The sequence below is a fragment of the Pseudomonas sp. KK18 genome (assembly GCF_037094675.1).
Taxonomy (GTDB): domain Bacteria; phylum Pseudomonadota; class Gammaproteobacteria; order Pseudomonadales; family Pseudomonadaceae; genus Aquipseudomonas.
Map to the genome: position 1 here is coordinate 7,037,007 of NZ_CP146605.1, position 26,307 is coordinate 7,063,313.

19 protein-coding genes are annotated in these 26,307 nt (G+C 63.8%); 8 read left to right on the forward strand and 11 right to left on the reverse strand.

All coding sequences use genetic code 11. The annotated features are described in order from the left end of the window. Window positions 1-38: 38 nt before the first annotated feature. From V6607_RS32150 to tagH, 11 genes are read right to left on the reverse strand one after another with little or no spacing between them, the layout of a single operon-like run. On the reverse strand, window positions 39-1,751 hold the full coding sequence (locus tag V6607_RS32150; RefSeq protein WP_003213313.1) for an SUMF1/EgtB/PvdO family nonheme iron enzyme: 1,713 nt from the start codon (window positions 1,749-1,751) through the stop codon (window positions 39-41). Continuing rightward, a complete protein-coding gene (locus V6607_RS32155; RefSeq protein ID WP_134327530.1) occupies window positions 1,744-2,928 on the reverse strand; it encodes an ABC transporter permease in 1,185 nt (394 codons plus the stop codon). The genes V6607_RS32150 and V6607_RS32155 overlap by 8 nt, the downstream gene beginning before the upstream one ends. Then, window positions 2,928-3,632 carry an ABC transporter ATP-binding protein gene (locus V6607_RS32160; RefSeq protein ID WP_134327531.1) on the reverse strand — a complete coding sequence of 235 codons (705 nt, stop codon included), beginning with the start codon at window positions 3,630-3,632 and terminating at the stop codon, window positions 2,928-2,930. The genes V6607_RS32155 and V6607_RS32160 overlap by 1 nt, the downstream gene beginning before the upstream one ends. Continuing rightward, window positions 3,632-6,640 carry a serine/threonine-protein kinase gene (locus V6607_RS32165; protein ID WP_134327532.1) on the reverse strand — a complete coding sequence of 1,003 codons (3,009 nt, stop codon included), beginning with the start codon at window positions 6,638-6,640 and terminating at the stop codon, window positions 3,632-3,634. Before V6607_RS32165 ends, V6607_RS32160 begins: the two co-directional genes overlap by 1 nt. Continuing rightward, on the reverse strand, window positions 6,637-7,356 hold the full coding sequence (locus V6607_RS32170) for a protein phosphatase 2C domain-containing protein (RefSeq protein ID WP_003213320.1): 720 nt from the start codon (window positions 7,354-7,356) through the stop codon (window positions 6,637-6,639). The genes V6607_RS32165 and V6607_RS32170 overlap by 4 nt, the downstream gene beginning before the upstream one ends. Continuing rightward, complete coding sequence (tagF, locus tag V6607_RS32175; protein WP_003213323.1) at window positions 7,357-8,010, reverse strand: type VI secretion system-associated protein TagF; 654 nt, start codon at window positions 8,008-8,010, stop codon at window positions 7,357-7,359. Next, a complete protein-coding gene (gene tssM, locus V6607_RS32180) occupies window positions 8,007-11,507 on the reverse strand; it encodes a type VI secretion system membrane subunit TssM (protein ID WP_134327533.1) in 3,501 nt (1,166 codons plus the stop codon). Before tssM ends, tagF begins: the two co-directional genes overlap by 4 nt. Then, complete coding sequence (locus tag V6607_RS32185) at window positions 11,504-12,793, reverse strand: DotU family type VI secretion system protein (RefSeq protein WP_134327534.1); 1,290 nt, start codon at window positions 12,791-12,793, stop codon at window positions 11,504-11,506. Before V6607_RS32185 ends, tssM begins: the two co-directional genes overlap by 4 nt. Before the next feature lie 6 nt (window positions 12,794-12,799). Then, window positions 12,800-14,134: a type VI secretion system baseplate subunit TssK gene (gene tssK / locus V6607_RS32190; protein WP_003213330.1), complete on the reverse strand. Its 1,335-nt coding sequence runs from the start codon at window positions 14,132-14,134 to the stop codon at window positions 12,800-12,802. Window positions 14,135-14,148: 14 nt separating this feature from the next. After that, window positions 14,149-14,655: a type VI secretion system lipoprotein TssJ gene (gene tssJ, locus V6607_RS32195; RefSeq protein ID WP_003213332.1), complete on the reverse strand. Its 507-nt coding sequence runs from the start codon at window positions 14,653-14,655 to the stop codon at window positions 14,149-14,151. 52 nt (window positions 14,656-14,707) lie between these two features. After that, complete coding sequence (gene tagH, locus V6607_RS32200; RefSeq protein WP_134327535.1) at window positions 14,708-16,039, reverse strand: type VI secretion system-associated FHA domain protein TagH; 1,332 nt, start codon at window positions 16,037-16,039, stop codon at window positions 14,708-14,710. Window positions 16,040-16,442: 403 nt separating this feature from the next. Here tagH and tssA point away from each other — a divergent pair, with 403 nt between their 5' ends. From tssA to tssH, 8 genes are all read left to right on the forward strand, one after another. Beyond that, entirely contained in the window at window positions 16,443-17,462 is a 1,020-nt protein-coding gene (gene tssA, locus V6607_RS32205; RefSeq protein ID WP_003213337.1) for a type VI secretion system protein TssA, read from the forward strand. A gap of 54 nt (window positions 17,463-17,516) precedes the next feature. Further along, on the forward strand, window positions 17,517-18,023 hold the full coding sequence (gene tssB / locus V6607_RS32210; RefSeq protein ID WP_003213340.1) for a type VI secretion system contractile sheath small subunit: 507 nt from the start codon (window positions 17,517-17,519) through the stop codon (window positions 18,021-18,023). Window positions 18,024-18,025: 2 nt separating this feature from the next. Then, window positions 18,026-19,522 (forward strand): type VI secretion system contractile sheath large subunit, encoded by a 1,497-nt coding sequence (gene tssC, locus V6607_RS32215; RefSeq protein ID WP_003213343.1) that lies wholly within the window; start codon window positions 18,026-18,028, stop codon window positions 19,520-19,522. A gap of 153 nt (window positions 19,523-19,675) precedes the next feature. Beyond that, window positions 19,676-20,164, forward strand: coding sequence for a type VI secretion system tube protein Hcp (locus V6607_RS32220; RefSeq protein ID WP_003213345.1), 489 nt, complete (start codon window positions 19,676-19,678; stop codon window positions 20,162-20,164). 78 nt (window positions 20,165-20,242) lie between these two features. Then, on the forward strand, window positions 20,243-20,758 hold the full coding sequence (gene tssE / locus V6607_RS32225) for a type VI secretion system baseplate subunit TssE (RefSeq protein ID WP_003213348.1): 516 nt from the start codon (window positions 20,243-20,245) through the stop codon (window positions 20,756-20,758). After that, a complete protein-coding gene (gene tssF / locus V6607_RS32230; RefSeq protein WP_063033828.1) occupies window positions 20,755-22,614 on the forward strand; it encodes a type VI secretion system baseplate subunit TssF in 1,860 nt (619 codons plus the stop codon). The genes tssE and tssF overlap by 4 nt, the downstream gene beginning before the upstream one ends. After that, window positions 22,578-23,621, forward strand: a complete 1,044-nt coding sequence (gene tssG, locus V6607_RS32235) for a type VI secretion system baseplate subunit TssG (protein WP_134327536.1) — start codon at window positions 22,578-22,580, stop codon at window positions 23,619-23,621. Before tssF ends, tssG begins: the two co-directional genes overlap by 37 nt. After that, window positions 23,614-26,271, forward strand: coding sequence for a type VI secretion system ATPase TssH (gene tssH / locus V6607_RS32240; protein ID WP_134327537.1), 2,658 nt, complete (start codon window positions 23,614-23,616; stop codon window positions 26,269-26,271). Before tssG ends, tssH begins: the two co-directional genes overlap by 8 nt. The last annotated feature ends 36 nt before the right edge of the window (window positions 26,272-26,307 follow it).

The following is a 26,307-nucleotide window of genomic DNA, read 5'->3' on the forward strand; positions in this document are numbered from 1 at the left end:
CGCCTGAGTCCCTTCCAAGCTCGCTGTACAACCAGCGGTCAAGACCGCTGACCGCTCGCTGCGAGCAATTCCTTCAAAATCGTCGCCGGGTCGGCCCGCTGTTGCTTGCGGTAGTTGCCCACATGGCGAACGAATAACGTCGCACGCGTCACCAGGCTCTTGCCCAGTACCGGCTTGCGATCCAACTCTTCCTTGATCCGTTGAAACTGCGCCTGGATCACCGCATCGGTGTAGCGCGTGCCGGTGGCCAGGTTGTCGATGTAGATCGCCACCGCGCCGTCCAGCGCACTGCGCCCATTGGTGATCGCCGTGGCGAACAGCTGCGCGCTGGCCTCGTCCTTGGCGTCGATGGCCTGCTGGCGGCTCTTCTGCAAATTGATCAGGCGGATGTTGTAGTTGTTGATGGTCTCGGCCACCAGGGCCGCGGACTGAATCAGGTTGCCGGCCGCTTCTTCGCGCTGCTGGGCGATCAGCGAGACGTTGCGCTTGAGCTCTTCGTTGACCAGGCCGAGTTCGGCTTGCAGGCGCGGGTCGACGCTGGCGGCGATGATGCTGTCCAGGCGCTTGGTCGGGTCCTGGGCGTCGTCGATGGCATCGGTCAGCGAGGCCAGGCGACCTTCCTTCTGCCACTGGGCGAACAGTTCCTTGTAGCGCGAACGCGGTGCCGACAAGGCGCCAATCGCCACGCGAAAGCCGGTGGTCTCGTTGCTTTGTTCGGTACCGTCGGCGGCGAACAACGGGTACTCGCGGCGCATGCCGGTGAACAGCGTGCCCTCGCCTTCCAGGTAGTTGCCGCCCTTGACCACGAACCCACCATAGGTGCCCTGGCGACGCCCGGCGTGCACCAGTTGAAAGGACTCCTGGACCATTTCCGCTGCGTTGCCGATCACATCGAACATGCCGATCGGGTTGGGCAGCTTGGTGCCGATGGGCATCAGCCGTGCGGCCTGGCCGGTGCCACCCGCGACCTGATTGAACACCGCGTAATCGGCAAGGGGACCATCGCTTTCGCTGCCCTCGGTACGCCGTGGAAACAGTCGGCCTTCAAGGTCCTGACGGCTGACCGCCTGGCCACCGCGCGCGGCAAACTCCCACTCCACTTCGGTAGGCAGGCGCACAAAGCCCAGGCCGCCGTCGTCCGCCGAAGCACCGCGACCACTCACCGGCAGCAGCTCGCGGTGATATTTCATCAACCAGGCGCTGTACACCGCCGAGAAACGTTCGGCTTCAAAGCGCGACAGCTTGACCTTCGGCAAGCGCGCCGCCATCCCGGTAGGTACATCGCACGCCGGGGCGGGTTCGCCACTGGCCAGGGATTGCGCCTGGGACATGACCTGCGCATATTGCCGCGCAGTGACTTCGTACTTGCCGATGAAGTACAGCATCGGCTTGAGCGGGGTCTTGGCGTCGGTCTTCGGCATCAGCGGCGCAATGACCTTGTTCCAGTCCTTGGGCAGGTCCTTGAGGGTGAACTGGCCGTTGATGAAGTCGCGGCGATAACCGGAAATGAACGACTGCTGATAGCCCGCTTCACCTTCGCTGAACGGGTAGCCGAGGCTGATCTCGCGGTCATCCAGGGTGCCCTGGGCCAGCACGTAGGCATAGCGGAACACCATGTTGCCTTCGCAGGGCAGCGGCAGGCTGACGTCGTCCGGCAACGGCTTGGGGTTGTCCAGCTTGTCGCTCGCCTCATCGGCCCAGGCCACACAGGACAGGGTCAGCGCCATGGCGGCGCCCAGTAACTTATACATCTCTGATTCCTTCAGAAGCCTGGATACGCGCCACACGCCAACCACCACACGCCGCCGCCACGGCGCTGACGCCGAGGACAGCTGCCAGGGCCAGGCCGTAGTGACGCGCCAGCAGGTGACTGGCGTATTCGCCCGGCACCTGCACGAATAATTGGTTCAGGCCGGACTCTGCCAAGCCATATAAAAGCCCACTCAATGCAGCGGCAAACCCCGCGCTGTAGAGCGCCTGCAACACCACAAACAGCAACAACCCGGCGGTGGAAAACCCCAACAACCGCAATACCGACAGCTCCCGGCGCTTGCGTGCAACCGACGCCAGCGCCGCGGCAAAGATCGCGGCAAACGCGCCCGCCAACGCCAGCCCGGCGATGATCCAGAACACGATCGACAGGTTGCGGCTCAACGACTGCACCTGGGCGATGGTCTGGGCCTGGGTCGACACCAACAGATTCTGCCCGGCGAAATACACCCGCAGCGGCTCCACATCCACCAAGCGCCGCGCATACAAACGGAACGCCGGGTATACCCGTTGCTCGCTGACGCCCACCGCATCGCCGTCCCAGCCAAACGCCGGCACCGCGCGGCCATCGCGATAATCTTCCGCCGCTTCCAGCAAGCCCAAGGGCGCAAACAATCCATCCCGCGCGAAGGCTTCCAGCGGCGCTACCTGCAGCACTTGAACCCGTAGGCGTTGCGACTCGATGCGCCCCGCCACCTGGCGCCCAAAACTCGCCTCCAGCCAATCCCCGGCCTTTGCCCCGAGCTTTTCGGCAGCGGTGTGGCTCAGCACGATCTGATCCAGGCCCTTGGGCATCGGCAGGCCGGCCAGCAATGGGTCGTTGGCGGCGGTCGGCAGCATCTCCACCGTCACCGCCCCCAACTGCGCCGTCGCCGCAATCTGCCGGGTGCGCGGCAAAGCGAACGCCACGTCGCTGCGCTGGCGGAGCTGCTCGACAAATTCACTGCTGAATCGACCACCGCCCAACGGAATAATTTCCCGGGTGGCCGGGTCGTTCTCCAAACGTTCGGTCAAACTGCTAACCAGTCCAAATTTCAGGCCGAATAACACCAGCAACGGCGCGATCACCGCCACCAGCGCCAGCACCGAACACACCGACAGCCACGCATCGTTGCGGTAATCCTGCCAGGCCAGGGAAGCCACCAGGGCGATACGCATCAGCACGCCTCCCCAAGGGTGGCGGTGACGCCGCCGTCGGCGTCGCGACGGCAACTGATGCGCCGCACCTGCAAGCCGCTGGCCCGGGCCAGGGGTTCATCATGGGTGGCGATCACGCAGCACGCGCCGTTATTCCGGGCCTGGGCCAACAGCGCCTGCATCACCCGCTCGGCGTTCAACGGGTCGAGCGCAGCGGTGGGCTCATCCGCCAGCAACAGCTGCGGACCGTGGGCCAGGGCTCTTGCGCAACTGACCCGCTGACGCTGGCCGACGGACAACGCCGCCGGCTTCTTGTCCAACTGATCAGTGATTTCCAACTGCTCGGCCAACCGCGTCACGCTGCCGTCGTCTTTCAAACCCAGGAGTTGCCGCGACAACGCAATGTTGCCGCGCACATCGAGAAAACCCAGCAGGCCGCCGGTTTGCAGCACATAACCCAGGTGCCGACTACGCAGGTCCGCCAGCGCGCTTTGCTGATCACCACGCCAAAGCCCGGCAATGTCGACGCGGTTGAAATCGAACTGCCCGACCTGGTCCGGCGCCAACACCAGCGCGAGTAAATCCAGCAAGGTGCTCTTGCCACAGCCACTCGGCCCGACCACCGCCAACTGTTCACCCGCACGCAGTTGCAAGCCCGGTATCACCAGGCTGTAGCGCTGGGCACCAACGCCCCGGCTCTTGTGCACTGCGCTCAAGTTCAGCATTACGGCAGCGTCGACAGCGGCACGCGGTACAACGCATCACCCGGCTCGGCATCGCCGAAACGGACCCAGTTGGCCACATCGTTATGGAAGGTTTCGTAGAGGCGGATCTTCGAATCCAGCTCGTCGATAAAGTCTTCCTGCTCGGCCACGCTCAACGACAGCCACAAATCCTGGGTCATGTTCAGCGACTTGCTGCGGTACGGCAGGCCTTCCAGGTATTCGCCAAGGATGCCGCCGTCCGCCAGGTTGCCACCTTTTTTCAAGGCCTGTGGATCGCGGCTCATATAGGCCGAGGCGCTGGCGATTTCCTGGAAGAAATCCTTCGGTGAGGTCTGGGTTTTGCGCGCCGCATCGACGATCAGTTTCAAGGATTGCTGCAAATCGTTGAGCTGCAATTTGGTCAGCATCACGCACACCTGGAAGGCCGGCAGCGCGGTGTTGGTCAGGTCGCGGTCGGCGGTCCAGGCACTCACCAGTTGCGGCGCCTGGCTCGCGGTTTTGCGGCCGAGGAAATCCATGTGCATCGCGTAACCGACGGCGGCGGATTTGTCCGCCAGGGTCGGCGCGGCACTGAGCAGCGGCACCGGCTGCGGCGTGTTGCTGCGCACCTGATGCACCAGGTTGGCGAACACCGTGCCGATCTCGTCGACCCGCTCGCCGAACTTGCGCACATCGCCACCGGGCACCGGCGTGTACAGGTCGCCGATCTGCGGGTTGGCGTCGGCGGTCAGGGTGCGGTACTGGGTTTCGGCGCCGCTGTGGGTTTTCTTCCCGGCGTCGGTGCGCAGGTGCAAGGCGTAGATCTTGATCTGCTTGCCCAATGCAGCCTGGCGTACTTCGGCTTCGTTCATCTGGGTGGTGGCGAACGGGTCGTTCTTGCGCAACGCACCGGCGTCGGTCACCAGCAGGATCAAGCGCCCGCCGTAGCCGGACCAGTCCATGCCTTCCACCGCCTGCATGACACCGGCGAACGCGTCTTCGTTGAACGAGTGGCTGGACACCGTCGACGCTTTGACCTGCCGCGCCATGTCGAGGAAGCGTTGCGGGTCGCGCCCTTGGTCGAGGGTGATCAGGGTCTTGGCCACATACTCCAGGCCGGGGGTTTTCTTGATGCTGTTGCGAAAACCCACCAGGCCAAAGCTCACGCTGTCCAGTTCGCCACGCTCGGCGATGCGGGTTTGCAGTTCGTGGACCACATCGCGAACCTGGTCGATGTAGGGCTGCATCGACACCGTGGTGTCGACCACCAGCACCACGGCCGTGCGGAAGGCATCGGCATTGGCATCAATCACCGGCGTTCGACCGACAGCCTTGGCGATGACATCAGGTGTGCTGCCAGGGTCGATGGAGGCGACGTTGAGCAGTTGCACCGGCTGGCCGTTTTCGTCGAAGCTCTCCTTGGAGTCGAAGATCGGCAGCAAATAGAACTGGTTCTGCGGGACGGCGCTGGCGGTCGGCTCCAGGGCCAGCACCTGCTGGTTGTCCTCGGTGTTTTTCTGCACCTTGAGCAGCAGGTTTTTCGCCGCTGCGGGATCGGCTAAAAGCTTCTCCACTTCAGCGGACTGACGCAGGAACATCACCGGCGCCCGGCCCGAACGCTCGGTGAACTTGAGCACCAGGCTCTGCTTCCAGTCGCTGGCTTGCGCCGCCGGCAGCCAACCGTCGCTGCGCCCGTCGGTGGCGGCGCCAACCCGCAGCCAGGGGCTGCCGTCGACGTCCTTGCGTTGGTAGACATAGAGCACGGAAAACGCCGGCAAACCTTCGCCAGGCGCCCCGCCCGCTTCGTGGGAAAGCTTGGCGCCAGGCTTGCTCAGTACCCGCTGGAACAGGGTTTTCTTGCCGGCCATCAGCAACGGGCGTTGACCGCCGTCAACCTGCGCCGCTACCGGTTGCGCGGCAGGCGGCGCGATGGTCTTGGCCGCCTCGGCAACCGGCTGCGCGGCGGCTGGCGCGTCATCTTTCAACCACCAGTAACTTGCGCCCGCAATTGCCAGCGCGACCGCCACGGCAACTGCCGCCAACGCCAACACCGGCCCACGGTTTTGTCCGGACACGGCCGAGTGTTGCGTCGGCGTCACCACCGGTTGCCGCACGGGTTGTGGCTGCGGCTTTTCGGTCGGGATTTCGATGGAAACCGGCGTGAGTCCGGCCAGGTCATTGGAGACCGCAACCGGAATCGGCAGGGGCCGAATCAACGTCGCCTCTACCTGCTCCTCCTTCGGCAACTGATCCAGCGCCAGCAGCAACGCCGCCGCATCCGGGAAGCGCTCCGCCGGGTCCTTGGCCAGCAGCTTGCGCAGCACCTCCTGATAGCGCCCGTGGTGCACCGGCAATTCCGGCAGCGGTTCAGTCAGGTGTGCCAGTGCTGTGGAAAGCGCATCGGTGCCGTTGTAAGGCAACTTGCCCACGAGGATTTCATAGAGCACCACGCCCAGCGCATACAGGTCGGCGCGCCCGTCAATTTCCTGGCCCCGGGCCTGCTCCGGGCTCATGTAGCTCGGCGTGCCGACGGCAAATCCGGCCTGGGTGAACTGCGTGCGGTCATCCAGGGACTTGGCGATGCCAAAGTCCGACAACACCGCCGTGCCATCCGCGCGGAACAGAATGTTCGCCGGCTTCACATCGCGGTGCACCAGGCCCTGGGCGTGGGCATAACCCAGCGCCGAGGCGATCTGGCGGATATACGTCAGCCCTTGCTCCGGCGTCAGGCCCGCGGCGATGCGCTCCTTGAGCGTGCCATTGGGCAGGTATTCCATGGCCATGTAGTACAGCTCACCGACATTGCCGATGTCATGGATGGTCACGGTGTGCGGGTGGGACAGGCGCGCCAGGGTCTTGCCTTCGCGCAGGAAGCGCTCGCAGAAGCTCGGGTCGGCCGCCAGCGCCGCCGCCATGATCTTCAGCGCCACCTTGCGCTCCAGGGAACGCTGGGTCGCCAGGTACACGCTGGCCATGGCGCCAACGCCGATTTCGCCTTCGATGTCGTAGCCGGGAATGATGATGTTCATGTCGACACCTTCACAACGATGGCGGTGATGTTGTCCGGCGCGCCGCGATTGAGCCCCAGGTGCACCAGGCTGCGGACGATTTCGTCCGGCTCGGCATGGCTCAGTACTTCGCGGATCTCGTGGTCTTCGACGGTCTTGTTCAGGCCGTCGCTGCACAGCAGGTAACTGTCGCCGGGGGCGATCAACAGGTCGACCGACGACAACGCCAACTGTGCTTCCACGCCAATCGCGCGGGTGACGATATTCGCCCGTGGATGCACCCGCGCATCGGCTTCGCTGAGCAGGCCGCTGTCCTGCAAGTCCTGCACGTAGCTGTGGTCGCGGGAAATGCTTTCCAGCAGGCCGTCGCGCAGGCGATACAGGCGGCTGTCGCCGGCCCACAGGCACACGCCGCGCAAGCCTCGGGTGGCGAGCAACACCACGGTGCTGCCCATCATGGTCACGCCACGGTGGGCGGTTTCTTCGCGCACCGCGCCGTTGACTCGCAGCAGGTCGCTGCGCAACGCCGCCGTGTATTCCTCAAGAGAACGGCCCACGGGAATGCTGCGCAGGCTGTCGACAATCAGGCTGCTGACGTAATCCCCCGCCGCGTGCCCGCCCATGCCGTCGGCCACCACCCACAGGCCGTTTTCCGGCAGGTCGAGGCAAGCGTCTTCATTGACTTGGCGAACCATGCCGACGTGGCTTTTGCTGGCGGATTTGAACGTGGACCGCATCTACACAACACCTTCTTGGCCGAGCAAAAATTGCGCAAAATCGTCGGCAGCAGGCAAGCCCTGACACCGCATTAAACCGGGAGAAATCTGTTGCGAACCACGGCCCCACCACAGGCTCGCGCCTTCGCAGGCCTGTTCGGCAAGCGCAGTCATCCGCGCTTGAGGGTCTGTGGCGTTGACACGCTGCAAGCCCGCAAAGCGACTACCCAAGGTGCGAGGTTGGCAGGCTGGAGCGCCGAGGGATTCGATCCCGCCGCTGAAACCTTCGAAGCTGGCGCCGGCATCCAGCGTGCTCAACAGCAGCTCTTCCACCTGCTCAAACCAGGCATCCGGCCCGCCGATGATGGAGGCAGGGTCGGTGTCATGATCCAACAGCGCAGCCACCGTCAGCGGGAAATAGCGCCCCACCCGGTCGATGCTCGGCATCACCACGCCCACCGCCGCGTCCGGCCCGCACACACCCGGCGCCAACACGAAGCGCCACAATGGGCTGACCAGGTAAGCATTCAGCCAGTCAGCCCCGAGGCGGGTCTGGCTGGCGAGCAATCCGGACGCCAGCCAACTGTCCCAAGGGCCGATAAAACTCTGGGGCAGCGCGCGGCTGACAAAGTCGCCGCGGCACGCCAACTTGCCATAGAAACCCAGCGTGGTCATAGCCGCTCCGGCAGGCTGAAGCCGTTAAGCACGCGGCTCTTGAACGGGTTGAAGGCACTGTTGGCCCGCAACTCGTAGGAGATGCTCGCGCCGTCGACCCGCAGACGCAGGTTGAAGCGGTCCGGCGAATTGCCGGCGGTCAGGTCCGATTGCTCCAGCAGACGAAACCAGGCCCACGGGCCGTCCAGCGTCACGCCGGAGCGCCCGCTGGCTGACGGCGGCATGATGGAAATGCGCACCACGCCAATGCTGCCGGGATTCGGCCACTGCATCGCGACCGGCCGGCTCGGGCCGTGGTCATAGCTCAGTTGCTGGCCGTCCAGGTCCAGCAGGAACTGGGTGATGGTCGCGTCCATCGCCACCGGTTTGAGTTCAAAGCGCACGATCGGCTGGGTGCCACCGGCACGGAAAAACGCATCCCGAATGGTCGCCGCACGCTGGAAGGTTTGCAGCACGCCCGGCGCGATGCCGAGCTTCTGCGCCGCGCCCGGCTGCCAGCGCCAGGTTTGCGTGGAGGTGTCGACGTAAGGTTGCAGGTACTTGCGGAAGTAATTGTCCATCACCCCGCCCACCCCGAAGAACTGGCCGAAGTCATCCAGGGTCGCGTCCCGCGCACTGCCGGGCGACATCGGATAACGCCCGGCCAGGGACTGGCGATACACGTTCACCACTTCGCTGACCCACGCCGCATTCAGCTGGTTACGCACCCCGCCCATCATGCTGTTGGTGGTGGAGTTGACCACTGACTTGACCATGCCCTGCACCAGCGGCGGCTGGCGTTCGGCATTCAGGCTGACCCGCGTGGCCGCAGCCGCCGCCTGGTTTTTCGCTTCGCCGAGCAACGCATCGCCACTGGCACCGACCATGGCGCTGACCTGCACATACAGCGCGTTCATGTCCGCCAGCAGGCCATCGATGGCTGCCGGTTCGCCTTCGTTCTTGCTGACGATGCTGTTGAGTTCGGCGAAGTGCGTCGTCACCGGGTCTTCACTGGCCGCCGGTGCATCCGCGGTCGGCTGGTCCTGGCCAAGCAGGCTGCCGAGGCGTTCCTTGAGCTTGTCCACGCCACCTTCCACCGGCGCGCCCTTGGCGGCCAGCAAGCGCTCTTCCGCTTGCAAGTCGGTCTCTTTGGAGACCGCCACCAGCAGCTTCTTCAGCGGCGAGGTCGGCCCGGAAATCACCCGCAAGACGTCGGCCGCCTGGGCCACGCTGGTGATCGGCACAAAGTCGATATCCGCCAGCAACGCATCCCACTGGCGTTGATAGTCCTGGAAGTACAGGCGGCGCACATCGGCGGCGAGGCTGACGACGTTTTGTTGGTCGGCCTGCTCGTGGCCCAGTACCCATTGCTCTTCAGCGAGGGTGCCAGTCTGGTTCAGGCTGGCCAGCAGGAAGCCCTGGCGATAACCCTTGGCGGTGAAGAAACCGCTCAACGGTTCGCCCAACGGCTTGCCGCTCTTGCGACTGAACACCAGCGCCGCATCACGGCCCGCCGCTTCGTTGATGCGAAAGTCCGGCACGCCTTCCGGCAGTTTCTGGCGCTTGATACGGTCGTAGACGCGCTGGGCCACCGGCAGTTGCTGCAGTTGCCGACGCAGGTCGTCGATCAAGCGCGGGTCGAGACGGGCGCTGGGCGGATGCCGCTCGAACAGGGCCTGCAAGTGCCCGATCAGTGCCTGGCGTTGGTCTGCCGGCAGGTCGCGCGGCAGGTTGCGGTCCCAGTCGAGGGCGATCCAGGCCTTGATGAAGTCCGGGTCGTAATGCTCGCTGTCGGCGAGCATCAGGTAGGCCTTCAAGCCTTCGTAGAGGAAGTCGGAATTGCCGCCGCCGTGCAGTTGCTCTTCGATGCGCGTCACCAAACGGGGCGCGAACACGGCGATCAACAGCTTGCGGTAGACGCTGGCGGATTCGGCTTCGAGCATGTCGCCCTGATACAGGCCCAAGCCTTCGGACCAGCTCGGCGAGTCGCCCGCGAGGTTCTTCACGGCGTTAAGCAGGGGCAGCACCGCGAGTACTTCGCGCTGTGCCGGGCTGAGGTTCTGCACGGTCTGGCCCAACGGCGCGACCTTCTGGTCAACCTGGGCGATGTAGGCCTGGTTGGCGCGATAACTCACCCACCACAACGTGCTGACGACCAGTACCAGCGCCACGGTTGCGGCCAGCACACCCCGGGCAATCCACTTGCGACGGCGCTCGACCTTCGGGTTGACGCCCACCAGGCCACGCTCGGCAAACGCCACGGCGGTGAACAGTTTTTCGATGAAGTAACTGCGCCCGGTGCCGGTCTGGCGCGCCAGGTGCTGGCGGTCCAGGTTCATGCTCTGGGCCATGGCGCCGATCAAGCGGTCAATCGGGCTGCCTTCCTGGGTGCCGCTGGTGAAGTACACACCGCGCAGCAAGACGCGCTCTTCAAAGGCGTTGGGTTTGAACACGCCTTCGAGGAAGCCTTGCAGGCAATCCTTCAACGCGCCGAACTGCTGCGGGAAACCGTAGATCAGGTCGCGCCGCGCCGGGTCGCGTTCCTGTTGCAGGCGCTCCACCAGGCGCTCGTTGAGGCGCTGTTCCAGGCCGGCGAACTCGCTTTGCAGATGGGCCAGCGGGCTGTCGCTGTTCTTGCCGTCGTCCAGGGCGAAGGTCATGCCCCACACTTGGGCGCGCTCTTCCTTGCTCAGGTTGTCGAAGAACTCCATGAAGCCCGGCACCAGGTCGAGCTTGGTGAGCATCAGGTAGATCGGGAAGCGCACGCCCAGTTGGGTGTACAGCTCCTGGATGCGCAGGCGGATCGCGGCGGCATGGGCGGCACGCTCGGCATCGCTGCCCAGCAGCAGGTCCGAGAGGCTGATGGCGATAAACGCACCGTCAATCGGGCGCCGGGATCGCTGCTTTTTCAGCAGGTCGAGAAAGCCCAGCCAGGCGGCTTTATCCACCGTGGAGTTGCTGTCCTGGGTGGTGTAGCGGCCAGCGGTGTCGAGCAATACGGCCTGGTCGGTAAACCACCAATCGCAATTGCGCGTACCGCCCACGCCCCGTACCGCACCGGCACCCAACTGCGCCGCCAAGGGAAAGTGCAGCCCGGAATTGACCAGCGCGGTGGTCTTGCCCGAGCCCGGTGGGCCGATGATCACATACCACGGCAGCTCATACAGGTTGCGGCGCTCGTCACCGCCCAGCTTGGCCTTTTTCAACAGGGCCAGGGCTTCATCCATGCGCTGGCGCAGGGTCGCCAGCTCTTCGGCGGTGGCGACGCTGGCAGGGTCTGGCGGGGTTTCCGCCGCGAGGCTGCGCATCACTTCGGCAGCCTGGCGCCGGGCCTGGATAATCCGGAACACGCGGTAGGCAATCCACACCGCGAACACCAGGATGATCAGCGCCCAGCGGCGTCCTTCCGGCACCAGCACATCGAGCAACGGGCCCACAAACCAGATGATCAGGCTCAAGGCAATCAGGCCCAGCAGCGGGATCACCCAGCGAATCACAAAACTGAAAAACGCCTTCACTCGACGCCCTCCGCCAATACGGTGATTTCTACCCGGCGATTGCGCGCACGGCCTTCGGCTGTGGCGTTGGTCGCCACCGGCTCGGTGTCGCTGCGGCCTTCGGCGCTGAAGCGTTCCGGCTGGCCGGTCTTGGCCGCGAGAATCTCCAGCACCGACTTGGCCCGCGCCTCGGACAGCGCCCAGTTGGACGGAAAGCGCAGGGTCGCAATCGGACGGTTATCGCTGTGGCCGGTGACCCGCACCTGGCCCTTGACCTTGCGGATGGCGTCGGCAATACGCAGCATCAGCGGCTGGAAGTCATCGACGATGCTGGAGCTGGCCGAGGCGAACAGTTCATCACCACGGATGGTCACCACGGAGCGGTCGACGGCATCTTCCACGGCTACGCGACCGGCCTTGATGTCTTCCACCAGGAAGCCTGCCAGACGCGGTCGCTCGATGATTTTCGGCTGGGCCACCGGACGGTCGATGGCCTGCACCGGGATCTCCCCCAGGGCATGAATATTCTTGAACACCGGCTCGGCATCCGACGCCAGTTTCATCCGCAACCCGAACAGCAATGCCAACAGCAGTGCCAGGCCGATGGCCACGGCGATCCATGGCGGCATGAACTGCGCCAGGCGATCACGGGCCACGGTCACGCCGCGCCAATGGGGTGACAGCTCGCGCTCATGCTCGCCACGGGCACTGCGAATCGCCGCAGCGGTACGCTCGCGCAAGGCTTCCAGCTGGCTGCGGCCATCGTTCATCACGCGGTAGCGACCTTCGAAACCCAGGCACAGGCACAGGTACAGCAGTTCCAGCAGGTACAGGCGTTCCCGCGGGCTTTGCAGGCAGTGATCCAGCAATTGGAAGACCTTTTCGCCGCCCCAGGCTTCGTTGTGCACGGTGATCAGCAGGCTCTGCTTGCCCCAGTCACTGGCACTGCCCCACGGCGTACTCAGCACGGCTTCATCGAGGGCGGTGCACAGCGCGTAACGCGCCAGCAGCACGTCATTGCGGGCCACGCCGGCCGCCTCGGCACGCTCTTCAAACTGGCGCAGGTAGGCCAACAATTGTGCGCGCAGGCTCGACGGCGCCGGGTGAGAAATCGTGTTGCGCAAGCGCGTCAGCAGCGACAGCAACGGACCGGCGGCGCTTTCCAGCGGGTTCAGGCCCTGGGCCTTGCCGGTCAGGATCGGCGCAGCGGGCATCGACAGCGGCGCCGGCTCTGCGCGAACAGGCTCCGGCGCGCGGCCACCGGGACGCGGCATGAACTGGGTGCGGTCATCGTCATTCGGATGCATCGCGGATTACCCTCGGATGGCCCAGAAAGCCAGGTTCAACCCCGGGAACTGGCCGGCGATGTGGAACGCAAAGCCACCGGAATTACCCAGTTGCTGCCAGTGCTCGCTGCCCCGGTCCAGCTCGTAGTAGGTGGAGCCTGCGTGGTACGGAATCTGCCGTGGCGCCACCGGCAGCGGCAGCAGGCCGATGCCCGGCAGTTGCAGGTTGACCAGGTCGCGGATGTGTTCCACCGAGCCAACTTTGCTTTGCTGGCCGAAGCGCGCGCGCAGGGTTTCGCCCGGCACATCGGCGCGCACCACCAGGATGAAACTGGCGCTGTCGATCAGGGTTTTGTCGGCCAGCATCGCCACGTGCACGCCGTAGGCTTTCTCGACAATCGGGATCGGCGTGGCCTTGCTGTCGATCAGCATCGACAGCGCCTCGCGCAGGGCCTGCATCACCGGGGTGAAGCTCAGGGCCAGGTCGTCATGCTGGTACTGCGGATATTCGTGGGGGCGGCGGCCAGTGGTGGAGAAGGTCGAGAACTCGCCGGCCAGGCTCACCAGCTCACTGAAGAAACGCTCCGGGTGCAGCGGGCTCAACTGACTCAGGTGCTGGATCAGCGGCTGGGCGCGGTTGACCAGTTGCAGCAGCATGAAGTCGGCAATCTCCGAAGCACCACCGGCGCCCGAAGCCACCACGCGCCCGGCCAACGCTTCGCCGCGCTGGTGCAGCAGGCCCAGCAGTTCGCTGCGAAACGCGGTCAGCGGTTTGCTGGCCGTCACGTCGAGGACCGGCGGGATGTAGCTCTCGTCCAGCACCAGGGCGCGATCGGCGCGTTTTTCCTTGATGCGCACCAGGCCGATGGCCGCGTAATCGCTGATGCCATCCTGGGCGGTCAACAGGCGCAAGGCGCGGGAGCCGACCGCCACCGGCGCACGGTTTTCGAAGGGCGCGTTGTCGTCGCGCACTTCACGCACCTGGCTGACATAGCGCGCGGCTTCCAGGGCCTCGCCTTCGTCGACGGTGTCGCGGGCGCCGGCACGCTTGAGGGGCAACGCCAGGTACACCAGGCCATCGCGCAAGTTGTCGTCGATATTCAGCGGGCTCGGCGCCAGGTCGTCCTGGGGGATATTGAACGGCGTGCCATCCGGTAACAGGCCACGTGCCGAGACGATCGCCAGCTTGCCCTGGGCCAGCAGGCCCTGGTCGATCAACAGTTCGGAAAAGCCCCAGGCCCCCGCCGACAACGGGCGGCTGCGCGCATCGATCAGGTTTTCCAGGTAACGGTCATGCTGCTGGAAGTGCTGCGTTCCGATGAACATGCCTTCCGACCAGACCACGCGATTGTTCCAGGACATGGGGGCTCCGATTCTTATTGGGCAGGGCTGGATGGGGGGACCACGACGTCGGCACGCACGGCATGCACATCGAGGCTGATCTGGTATTCGGTGTATTGGCGTGCCGGCACGTTGAGCACCGTGCGCCACTCGGCACGGTCCAGTTCGCGATAGCCCACCAGCAGGCCGATCTGGCGGGTGGACGGGTCGAGGTCGCGCTGGATGCTCAATTGCTGGCCGGGCAGGATCACCACTTCGTCCTGGTCGAGCAGGTCGAGGCCGAGGGTCGACTGTGCGCGATCGGCCAGGGCGAAGTAGTCGGAACGGCTGAAGGTGGCGGCGTTTTTCAGTTCGAAAATCCGCACCCGTACCGGGGCTGCCTGGCCATTGGCGCCGGGGTTGAGCCCGGCGATCGCATGGAAATGCAGCTCGACGGCGGCGGTGTCTGCCTCAGCTTCGGCGGCCTCGGGCTTGGCCGCATCCTTGGCACACGCCGTCAGCAGAAGCGCGGTGGCGACTGCGAGTAAAAACCTGGGAATCATCCTGCGTCCTCAATGACGTACTTAGCTATCCGTTGTTCCATGTACTGCGTTGTTAGTGACGCTGTCGGCTGCTGTGCGCTTCGTAGGCACGGCTGAATTCACGCCCGAACAGGTCCTGGAAATCTTCCTGGGCCTCGCGGGAAATATTGCTGTAGAGCTCGGTGAACTGCTGCCAGTACTGGGCCTGGCGCGAGCCGTTGAAAATGCTCGATAGCCCGCCGGGCTTGCCCATGCGCTCTTCGAGCTGCGCCGGTTCAAAGCGCGTCAGCAGGTGCTTGATGGCGGCTTCGACCCCGGCCATGACGGCCAGTTGGTGGGCGCGCAGATCGTCGAAACTGTCGCGCACGGCCAAGTCCGGTGCCATAAACGCCTGATTGCTGTGGCGTAGGAGCAGCAGTAGCGCTTCATCGGCATTCGGGGCGAATTTCAACGGATTGTTTTCCACCGGTTGAATCACCGTCTGCTGCATGCGGAACTCGCCCTTGAGGCTGCTGCGGGCACGCAACACGTCGATCAGGCCTTCGACCATCAGCCGGTAACTGCGGCCGATGCTTTCCATCTGGGCTTCGGCCTGGGCCTTGTCCAGGCGCAACTGATCGAGGCCCGCACCACGCAGGAAGGCTTGCAACAGGTCGGGCTGGCTGGCATCAGCCACCGGGAGCGGGCGCTCGACCTTGGGCGGGTCGATGACCGGCGGCGGTGGCGGTGTTGGCGCCGGCGGTGCAACAGGCCTGGGTGCCGGGGCATCGCCGAACAGATCCCAGTCTTCGGGGATTACTGAGCCCGAGACCACCGGCGCAGGCGGCTCAGCCACGGGCAGCGGTGTCGGCGGGCGGAAGTCGTGCTGCTCGGCCGGCACGTGATCGTGCACGGTGGCCGGCGGTACGCTGGTGGGCGCGAGGAAGTCGAACAGGTCCGGCAGGGTGTCCATCGACGAGGCGCCCTGGAACTGCGGCGCGATCACCGGAGGTGGCGTCGGGGCCTTCACGGCGGCGCCCATCAGGGCTTCGAAACTGTTGGAAGCGTCACCGGTGAAAGACGGGGTATCTGTCACTTTCAGGTTGAAATCGATACGCGCCTGGATCTCGTAATCGCCGATGCGGATCAGTTCGCCGTCCTGCAATGGCTCGCTGCTTCCCCGCCGCAAACGAATACCGGCATGCACTAACTCAACTCCATTAGTGCTGTTATCAGTTAAGTAGTAACGACCATCTTTGTACTGAATAACGCAATGTTGCGTGGAAACAAGACGTTCTGGATCAGGCAGTACCCAGTCATTTTCGGAACCGCGGCCAATAGCCATCACTCCCTGGTCCAGGGACTTTTCAGAACACTGGCCAGGGGTAATCTTGTGATAACTAGTGATAGTCAAGCACAGCGACATCTTGCCTCCTTGCTGATACTTCGCGCGCGGCCGTTCCCTGGGAGAAATGCTCCGAGAGATCCACGACAGATCCTTTCAAAACCTTGAAAGCCTGCTTCAACCCGCGTAATTGCTGATCTTAACCGGCCTGTATGACAAAAATCCTGCCTCGGCACCTGCTTCGACTGATCAGTCGCACAAGATGTTAAGCACCGCACATCTGTCATAGAGGGCGAATAGCTTACCTTGACAAGGCATAAGTACTACACCAAAAATGCACAACTTCTTGAACACCAATGATGGCACTTTGAAATCGGCATGATGTCAAAGCGCTAAATAAGACCAAGAAAACATGCAAAGTTCCTCGCGCAACTAATGCATGAGTTGCCCGTCATCTAACGGGCTGATAGGGAGATCGAATTTAGTGGATGTGCCTCTGCTGCTCGCCGCCGTTTCCGCGACTTCGCCTTGTGGCGAAGACTTGGAATATGACGCCGATTACTTGCATCTTGAGCGTGCCGCACAGGGTCAACCCGAGCGCAGCATGGGCGACTCGATCCTGCCTGCCGAACCTCCGGAATGGCGCAGCATCCAGCAGCAAAGTCTCGACCTCCTGCAACGCAGCAAAGACCTGCGCATCACCCATTTCCTGTTGCAAGCCGCCCTCGCCCTCCAGGGCATTGCAGGGCTTGCCGACGCACTCGCGCTGATCAACGCGCTGCTGCGCGAATACTGGGCCGACCTGCATCCGCGCCTGGATGCCGATGACGACAACGACCCCACCGTGCGCATCAACGCCCTCAGCGGCGTGGCCAGCGACGCGAACATCCGCCTGCTGCGTGAGGCCATTCTCACCCGTTCGCGCACCTTCGGGCCCGTCAGCCTGCGCGCCGCGCTGAATGCCAGCGGGCTGCAGAGTTTCCCCGGCGAAAACCTCGGTGCCGAACAGCTTAACGGCGCATTCCTCGACAGCGATGCCGAGCAACTGCAAGCCACCCGCGACGCGCTGAACGCCGCCCGCGACGCCTGTGAGGCCATCGAACAATACGTCAGCGACCAGGTCGGTTCCGCCCAGGGCGTGGACCTCGCCCCCTTGAAGCAACTGCTCAAGCAGGCCGTGCAGATACTTAACCAATACGCCCCGCACAGCGGCGCCGCCAGCGAGCCCGAGGTTGTCAGTGACGACAATGCCCCCTCGGTTGAATACGCCGCCGCGCCCGTTGCAGCACGCCCGACCGGCGACATCGCAAGCCGCGATGAAGTGCTGCGCAGCCTCGACAAGATCCTTGCGTACTACACCCGGCACGAGCCTTCGAGCCCGCTGCCGGTGCTGTTGAACCGGGCGAAGAATCTGGTGCACGCCGACTTTGCGGCCATCGTGCGCAACCTGATTCCCGACGGCATGTCCCAATTTGAAAATCTGCGCGGGCCGGACAGCGAATAAGCGTACGGATCGCGCAGTTACAACACCGTCGCTCAAGCGACCAGGAGCAGCAACGTGGCGAAGCAAAGTTCTCAGAAATTCATCGCGCGCAACCGTGCGCCTCGGGTGCAGATCGAGTACGACGTCGAGCTCTACGGCGCCGAGAAAAAGGTCCAGCTGCCCTTCGTCATGGGCGTGATGGCCGATCTCGCCGGCAAGCCCGCCGAACCTCTGGCGCCTGTGGCCGACCGCAAGTTCCTTGAAGTGGACGTCGACAACTTCGACTCGCGCCTCAAGGCCATGCAGCCACGCGTCGCGTTCCACGTGCCCAACGAGCTGACCGGCGAAGGCAACCTGAGCCTGGACATCACCTTCGAAAGCATGGACGACTTCAGCCCCGCCGCTGTGGCGCGCAAGGTCGATTCGCTCAAGCAACTGCTCGAAGCCCGCACCCAGCTGGCCAACCTGCTGACCTACATGGACGGCAAGACCGGCGCTGAAGAAATCATCATGAAGGCGATCAAGGACCCGGCACTGCTTCAGGCACTTGCCAGCGCGCCCAAGCCTGCAGGGGAGCAGTAATCATGACTGACAATACCGCCCGCGAAGGCACCCAGATCCTGGGTACCACCGAAGAAGCCAGCGAGTTCGCGAACCTGCTGCTGCAAGAATTCAAACCCAAGACCGAGCGTGCCCGCGAAGCCGTGGAAACCGCTGTGCGCACCCTGGCCGAGCAGGCTCTGGCCCAGACCGACCTGGTGTCCAACGACGCGATCAAGTCGATCGAATCGATCATCGCCGCCATCGACGCCAAGCTCACCGCCCAGGTCAACCAGATCATCCATCACCAGGATTTCCAGCAGCTGGAAAGCGCCTGGCGTGGCCTGCACTACCTGGTGAACAACACCGAGAGCGATGAGCAGCTGAAGATTCGCGTGCTCAACATCTCCAAGCCGGACCTGCACAAGACCCTGAAGAAATTCAAGGGCACCGCGTGGGACCAGAGCCCGATCTTCAAGAAGATGTACGAAGAAGAATACGGCCAGTTCGGCGGCGAACCTTACGGTTGCCTGGTGGGCGACTACTACTTCGACCAGTCGCCTCCCGACGTGGAGCTGCTGGGGGAGCTGTCGAAAGTCTGCGCCGCCATGCACGCACCGTTCATTGCCGCCGCTTCGCCAACCGTGATGGGCATGGGCTCGTGGCAGGAACTGTCGAACCCGCGCGACCTGACCAAGATCTTCACCACCCCGGAATACGCCGGCTGGCGCTCGCTGCGTGAATCGGAAGACTCGCGCTACATCGGCCTGACCATGCCGCGCTTCCTGGCGCGCCTGCCGTACGGTGCCAAGACCGATCCGGTGGAAGCCTTCGCCTTCGAAGAAAACACCGACGGTGCCGACAGCTCCAAGTACACCTGGGCCAACGCCGCTTACGCGATGGCGGTGAACATCAACCGTTCGTTCAAACACTTCGGCTGGTGCTCGCGCATCCGTGGCGTGGAGTCGGGCGGTGAAGTCGAGAACCTGCCGGCCCACACCTTCCCGACGGATGACGGTGGCGTGGACATGAAGTGCCCGACCGAAATCGCTATCAGCGACCGCCGCGAAGCGGAACTGGCGAAGAACGGTTTCATGCCGCTGCTGCACAAGAAAAACACCGACTTCGCTGCCTTCATCGGCGCCCAGTCGCTGCAGAAACCGGCCGAATACGATGACCCGGATGCCACCGCCAACGCCAACCTGGCCGCGCGCCTGCCGTACCTGTTCGCCACCTGCCGTTTCGCCCACTACTTGAAATGCATCGTGCGCGACAAGATCGGTTCCTTCAAAGAGAAGGACGAGATGCAACGCTGGTTGCAGGACTGGATCCTCAACTACGTCGACGGTGACCCGGCGCACTCCACCGAAACCACCAAGGCCCAGCATCCATTGGCTGCCGCCGAAGTGATCGTGGAAGACGTCGAAGGCAACCCGGGGTACTACAACTCCAGGTTCTACCTGCGCCCGCACTACCAACTCGAAGGGCTGACCGTGTCGCTGCGCCTGGTATCGAAGCTGCCTTCGGCGAAAGGCGCGTAACACCGTCGCTCGTTCCCACGCTCCGCGTGGGAATGCCGCCCGGGACGCTCCGCGTCCCAGTGACGCAGAGCGTCACAAGATGCGTTACCACGCAGAGCGTGGGAACGATCAGCGTTAACAAATTCTGTGGCTGAGACCACACAGGGAGAAAACATGGCTGTTGATATTTTCATCAAGATCGGCGACATCAAGGGCGAGTCCATGGACAAGGCCCACAAGGACGAAATCGACGTGTTGAACTGGAGCTGGGGCATGGCCCAGTCCGGCAACATGCACGTGGGCGGTGGCGGCGGTGCGGGCAAGGTGAACATCCAGGACCTGTCGCTGACCAAGTACGTCGACAAGGCCTCGCCCAACCTGATGATGCACTGCGCGAGCGGCAAGCACATCGACAAGGTCACGCTGACCGTGCGCAAGGCCGGCGGTGAAAGCCAGGTCGAGTACATGATCATCAACCTGGAAGAAGTGCTGGTCACCTCCCTGAGCACCGGCGGTTCGGGCAGCGATGACCGCCTGACCGAAAACGTGACCCTGAACTTTGCCCAGGTGATGGTGGACTACCAGCCACAGAAAGCCGACGGCACCAAAGACGGCGGCGCGATCAAGTTTGGCTGGAACATTCGCTCCAACACCAAACGCTGATTGCCCCTGTAGCCGCCACCCCAAGTGGCGGCTGCAAGCCCCCTGTTCCTCTCGCAACCCGTCCGTGGAGCTGCTTTGGTGGTAACTGAAATTGCTTCCCGCGATCGCCTGCAACCGTCCCTGCTGGACCGGTTGACCGACGATGACCCGACCAATCCCAAGGAAAGCGCCGACAAACGCGTGCTGTCCCTGAGCCAATTGAAAGCCTCGGTGCTGCGTGACCTGACGTGGCTGCTCAACACCACTTCACTGCTCAACGCCGATGCCACGCTGCACACGCCTGCCGGTACATCGGTGGTCAATTACGGGCTGCCGGCGCTGGCGGGCAACAGTGTCTCCAGTGTCGACATCAGCGCCCTGGAAGCCTTGATCCGACAAGCCATCGCCACCTTCGAGCCGCGCATCCTGCGCCACACCTTGCGGGTCAAGGCACGCGTCGGCCACGGTGAGATGAACCACAACGCCCTGAGTTTCGAGATCGAAGGCGACCTGTGGGCGCAGCCGGTGCCGTTGCGCCTGTTGCTGCAAACCGACCTGGACCTGGAGTCCGGCCATGTACGTGTGGTCAACGCCGACCAGCGGAGACGCCCATGAACCCGCGCTTGCTGGAGCTGTATAACCAGGAACTGCACCACGTGCGCGAAAGCGCCGCCGAGTTCGCCAAGGAATACCCGAAGATTGCCAGTCGGCTGACCCTGTCCGGCATGGACTGCGCCGACCCGTACGTCGAACGCTTGCTCGAAGGCTTTGCGTATCTCACGGCCCGGGTCCAGCTCAAGCTCGACGCCGAGTACCCGACCTTCACCAACAACCTGCTGGAGATCGCCTACCCGCACTACCTGGCGCCGACCCCGTCGATGACCGTGGTGCAGTTGCAGGCCGATCCCGATGAAGGCTCCCTGGCCAGTGGTTTTCCACTGCCCCGCGACACCGTCCTGCGCGCCGCCTTGGGCCGCGAAACCCAGACCTGCTGCGAGTACCGCACCGCGCACCCGGTGACGCTGTGGCCGTTGCAGGTCGCCCAGGCCGAGTACTTCGGCAACCCGTCCGCCGTGCTCGGGCGTTTGGCTGCCAGCGAACCCAAGGCCAAGGCCGGCCTGCGCCTGACCTTGCGTACCGGCGCCGAGCTGCCGTTCAACAGCCTCGCGCTGGATAATTTGCCGCTGTACCTCAGCGGTGCCGACGAACAACCGTTCCGCCTCTACGAACAACTGCTGGGCAATGCCTGCGCGGTGTTCGCGCGCAAGCCCGGCGGTGACTGGGTTGAACGCCTGCCGCCGGATGCCTTGCGCTCCCGGGGTTTCGATGACGCCGATGCGGCGATGCCGGTGGTGCCGCGGGCGTTCCAGGGCTATCGCTTGCTCCAGGAATACTTCGCCCTGCCCCACCGTTTTCTGTTCGTCGAATTCGCTGAACTGAGCCGTGCAGTCAAACGCTGTGACGGCCAGGAGCTGGAACTGATCGTGCTGTTCGACCGCCACGATCCGAGCCTGGAAGGCAGCGTCGGCAAGGCGCAGTTCGTGCCTTTCTGCACCCCGGCAATCAACCTGTTTCCCAAGCGCGTGGACCGGATTCACTTGTCCGAGCGGGTCAACGAACACCATGTGATCGCCGACCGTACGCGGCCGATGGATTTCGAGATTCACTCCTTGAGCGGCATCACGGGCCACGGCACCGGGCCCGAGCAACCGTTTTTGCCGTTCTACGCAGTACGCGATCCATCGCGCTATGGCCGTGACCAGGCTTACTACACAGTGCGTCGCGAACCCCGCGTGTTGTCCAGCGACCAGCGCCGCAACGGGCCGCGCTCCACCTATGTGGGCAGCGAAACCTTCGTCAGCCTGGTGGACACCCAGCAAGCCCCGTACCGCCATGACCTGCGCCAACTGGGCGTGACCGCACTGTGCACTAACCGCGACTTGCCCCTGTTCATGAGCGTGGGCAACGGCAAGACCGACTTCACCCTGGCCGACAGTGCGCCGGTATTGGCCGTGCGCTGCGTCGCCGGGCCAAGCCGCCCGCGCGCCAGCCATGCCCATGACGCCAAGGCCTGGCGCCTGATCAGCCAGTTGTCGTTGAACTACCTGTCGCTGAGCGAGCAAGGCCAGGGCGCCGCCGCGCTGCGTGAACTGCTGCGCCTGTATGGCGACAGCAACGACGCCGCCCTGCAATTGCAGATCGAAGGCCTGCGGGAAGTCAGCAGCAAGGCGGTGACCCGGCGCCTGCCGATGCCCGGCCCGATCGTGTTTGGCCGCGGCCTTGAGATCACTCTGGAATTTGATGAAAACGCGTTCCGCGGCACCGGCGTGTTCCTGCTCGGTGCGGTGTTTGAACGGTTCCTGGCACGCTATGTGTCGATCAACAGTTTTACCGAGACGGTGATCCGTACCACCGAACGCGGCGAGATCATGCGATGGAAAGCCAAGCCCGGACGCCGTCCGACCCTGTGAGTACCCTGGATGCGATGCATCAGGAGCCCTGGGAATATGACTTCTTCCAGGCGCTGCGGCGCATCGAGTGCGAATCGCCGGACCTGCCACGCCTGGGGCACTCCCTGCGCCTGGCGGATGACCCGCTGCGTCTCGGGCAGCAGGCCGATTGCACCTTTGCGCCGGCCACACTGGCCTCGGTCGAACCTGGGGCCGAAGGCCAGCCGGCACGGCTGGAGCAGTTCTTCTTCGGCCTCGGCGGCCCCAACGGCCCGCTGCCGCTGCACATCACCGAGTACGTGCGTGAGCGCCAACGCAACAACGCCGACAGCACCAGCAAGCGCTTCCTGGATGTGTTCCACCATCGCCTGCTGACCCTGTTTTATCGTGCCTGGGCCGAGGCACGGCCGACCGTCAGCCATGACCGCCCGGACGATGACTACTGGTCGGCGCGCCTCGCCGCATTGAGCGGTCGCGGCACCCCGAGCCTGCTCAACCAGGGCCTGATCCCCGACACGGCGAAGCTGCATTACAGCGGCCACCTGTCGGCACAAACCCGCTATCCGGACGGCCTGAAGGCGATTCTCGGCGAGTACTTCGGCCTGCCGGTGGAGATCGAAGAGTACGTCGGCCAATGGCTGGAGCTGCCCGAACGCAGCCGCGTGAGTGTCAGCGCCAACCAGCTGGGCGTGGACTTTTGCCTCGGCAGCCACGTATGGGACCGCCAGCATAAATTCCGCATTCGCCTGGGCCCGCTGAAGCTCGATGACTACATGGGCATGCTGCCCGGCAGCCAGCCGTTCAACGAGCTGGTGGCGTGGGTCGCCGAGTACCTGGGCCACGAACTGGACTGGGACCTGAACCTGGTTCTGCACCAACCGGAAGTGCCGGCCCTGCAACTCAACGGCCAGTTCCGCCTGGGCTTCAACACCTGGCTCGGCCAACCCGAGCATGACGCCAACGACCTAATCCTGGCCCGGCATTACGCCGAACACGCCAACACCTCAAGGAATCCAGAGCATGGGTGAAATCAGTCGCGCCGCACTGTTCGGCAAACTCAACAGCGTGGCCTACAAGGCCATCGAAGCCGCCACCGTGTTCTGCAAGCTGCGGGGCAACCCGTACGTGGAACTGGCCCACTGGTTTCACCAGTTGCTGCAACTGCAGGACTCTGACCTGCACCGCATCATTCGACAGTTCAATGTCCAGCCGGCGCGTCTGGCCCGCGACCTGACCGAAGCCCTGGACCGCCTGCCCCGTGGCTCGACGTCGATCACTGACTTGTCGTCCCATGTGGAAGAAGCGGTCGAGCGTGGCTGGGTCTACGGCAGCCTGATGTTTGGTGAAAGCCAGGTACGCACCGGTTACCTGGTGCTGGGAATTCTCAAGACGCCGAGCCTGCGCCATGCGCTGTTGGGCTTGTCCGGTGAGTTCGACAAGATCAAGGCCGAAGCCCTGAGCGAACGCTTTGATGAATACGTCGGCGACTCGCCCGAAAATGCACTGAGTGCCAGCGACGGTTTCAATGCCGGTGCTGTACCGGGCGAGGCCAGCGGCGCCATGGCCCCGAGCGCGATGGGCAAGCAGGAAGCCCTCAAGCGCTTCACCGTCGACCTGACCGAACAGGCCCGCAGCGGCAAGCTCGACCCGATCGTCGGGCGTGACGAAGAGATCCGCCAACTGGTGGACATCCTCATGCGTCGCCGCCAGAACAACCCGATCCTTACCGGTGAAGCCGGCGTCGGCAAGACCGCCGTGGTCGAAGGCTTCGCCCTGCGCATCGTCGCCGGCGACGTACCACCCGCGCTGAAAGATGTGGAACTGCGCAGCCTCGATGTCGGCCTACTGCAAGCCGGCGCGGGCATGAAAGGCGAGTTCGAACAACGCCTGCGCCAGGTCATCGAAGACGTCCAGGCTTCGCCGAAACCGATCATCCTGTTTATCGACGAAGCCCACACCCTGGTAGGTGCCGGTGGCGCCGCCGGGACCGGTGACGCGGCCAACCTGCTCAAGCCTGCCCTGGCCCGCGGCACCTTGCGTACCGTGGCCGCCACCACCTGGGCCGAGTACAAGAAGCACATCGAAAAAGACCCGGCCCTGACCCGCCGTTTCCAGGTGGTGCAAGTGGCCGAGCCGTCGGAAGACAAGGCGTTGCTGATGATGCGCGGCGTGGCCTCGACCATGGAAAAACACCATCAGGTGCAGATTCTCGATGAAGCCTTGGAAGCTTCGGTGAAGCTGTCCCACCGCTACATTCCGGCGCGTCAATTGCCGGACAAATCCGTGAGCCTGCTGGACACCGCCTGCGCCCGCGTCGCCATCAGCCTGCACGCGGTGCCGGCAGAAGTCGACGACAGCCGCCGCCGTATCGAGGCACTGGAAACCGAGCTGCAAATCATCGCCCGCGAGCACGCGATCGGCATCGCCATCGGTGCGCGCCAGACCAACAGCGAAGCGCTGCTGAGCACCGAACGCGAGCGCCTGGCCACCCTGGAAAGCCGTTGGGCCGAAGAGAAAACCCTGGTGGATGAGTTGCTCGCCACCCGTGCGACGTTGCGCGAAAAATCCGGTGTCGTGGACAGCGGCGATGATCAATTGCGTGCCCAATTGGTAGACCTGCAACAACGCCTCAGCACCCTGCAAGGCGAAACCCCGCTGATCCTGCCGACCGTGGACTACCAAGCGGTGGCCTCGGTGGTCGCCGACTGGACCGGCATCCCGGTGGGCCGCATGGCCCGCAACGAACTGGAGACGGTGCTCAACCTCGACCAGCACCTGAAGAAACGCATCATCGGCCAGGACCACGCCTTGCAGATGATCGCCAAGCGCATCCAGACCTCCCGCGCCGGCCTCGACAACCCGAGCAAGCCGATTGGCGTGTTCATGCTCGCCGGCACCTCCGGCGTGGGCAAGACCGAAACCGCCCTGGCCCTGGCCGAAGCCATGTACGGCGGTGAGCAGAACGTGATCACCATCAACATGAGCGAGTTCCAGGAAGCCCATACCGTGTCCACCCTCAAGGGTGCGCCACCGGGCTACATCGGCTATGGCGAAGGTGGCGTGCTGACCGAAGCCGTGCGGCGCAAACCCTACAGCGTGGTGCTGCTGGACGAGGTGGAAAAAGCCCACCCGGACGTGCATGAAATCTTCTTCCAGGTGTTCGACAAGGGCGTAATGGAAGACGGCGAAGGCCGGGTGATCGACTTCAAGAACACCTTGATCCTGCTGACCACCAACGCCGGTACCGAGCTGATTTCCCAGGTCTGCAAAGACCCGGCGAACATCCCCGAGCCCGAGGAAATCGCCAAGGCCCTGCGCCAGCCGCTGCTGGAGATTTTCCCGCCGGCGCTGCTCGGCCGCTTGGTGACCATTCCGTACTACCCGCTGAGCGACGAGATGCTGAAAGCGATCACCCGCCTGCAACTCAACCGCATCAAGAAGCGCGTGGAGAACACCCACAAAGTCGCCTTCGATTACGACGACGACGTGGTCGACCTGATCGTGTCCCGCTGCACCGAAACCGAAAGCGGCGGGCGGATGATCGACACCATCCTCACCAACAGCCTGCTGCCGGACATGAGCCGCGAATTCCTCACCCGCATGCTCGAAGGCAAGGCGCTGGCGGGCGTGCGGATCAGCACACGGGATAACGAATTGCACTACGACTTCAACGATTGACCTGACGGAATGCGATCAAAACTGTGGGAGCGGGCT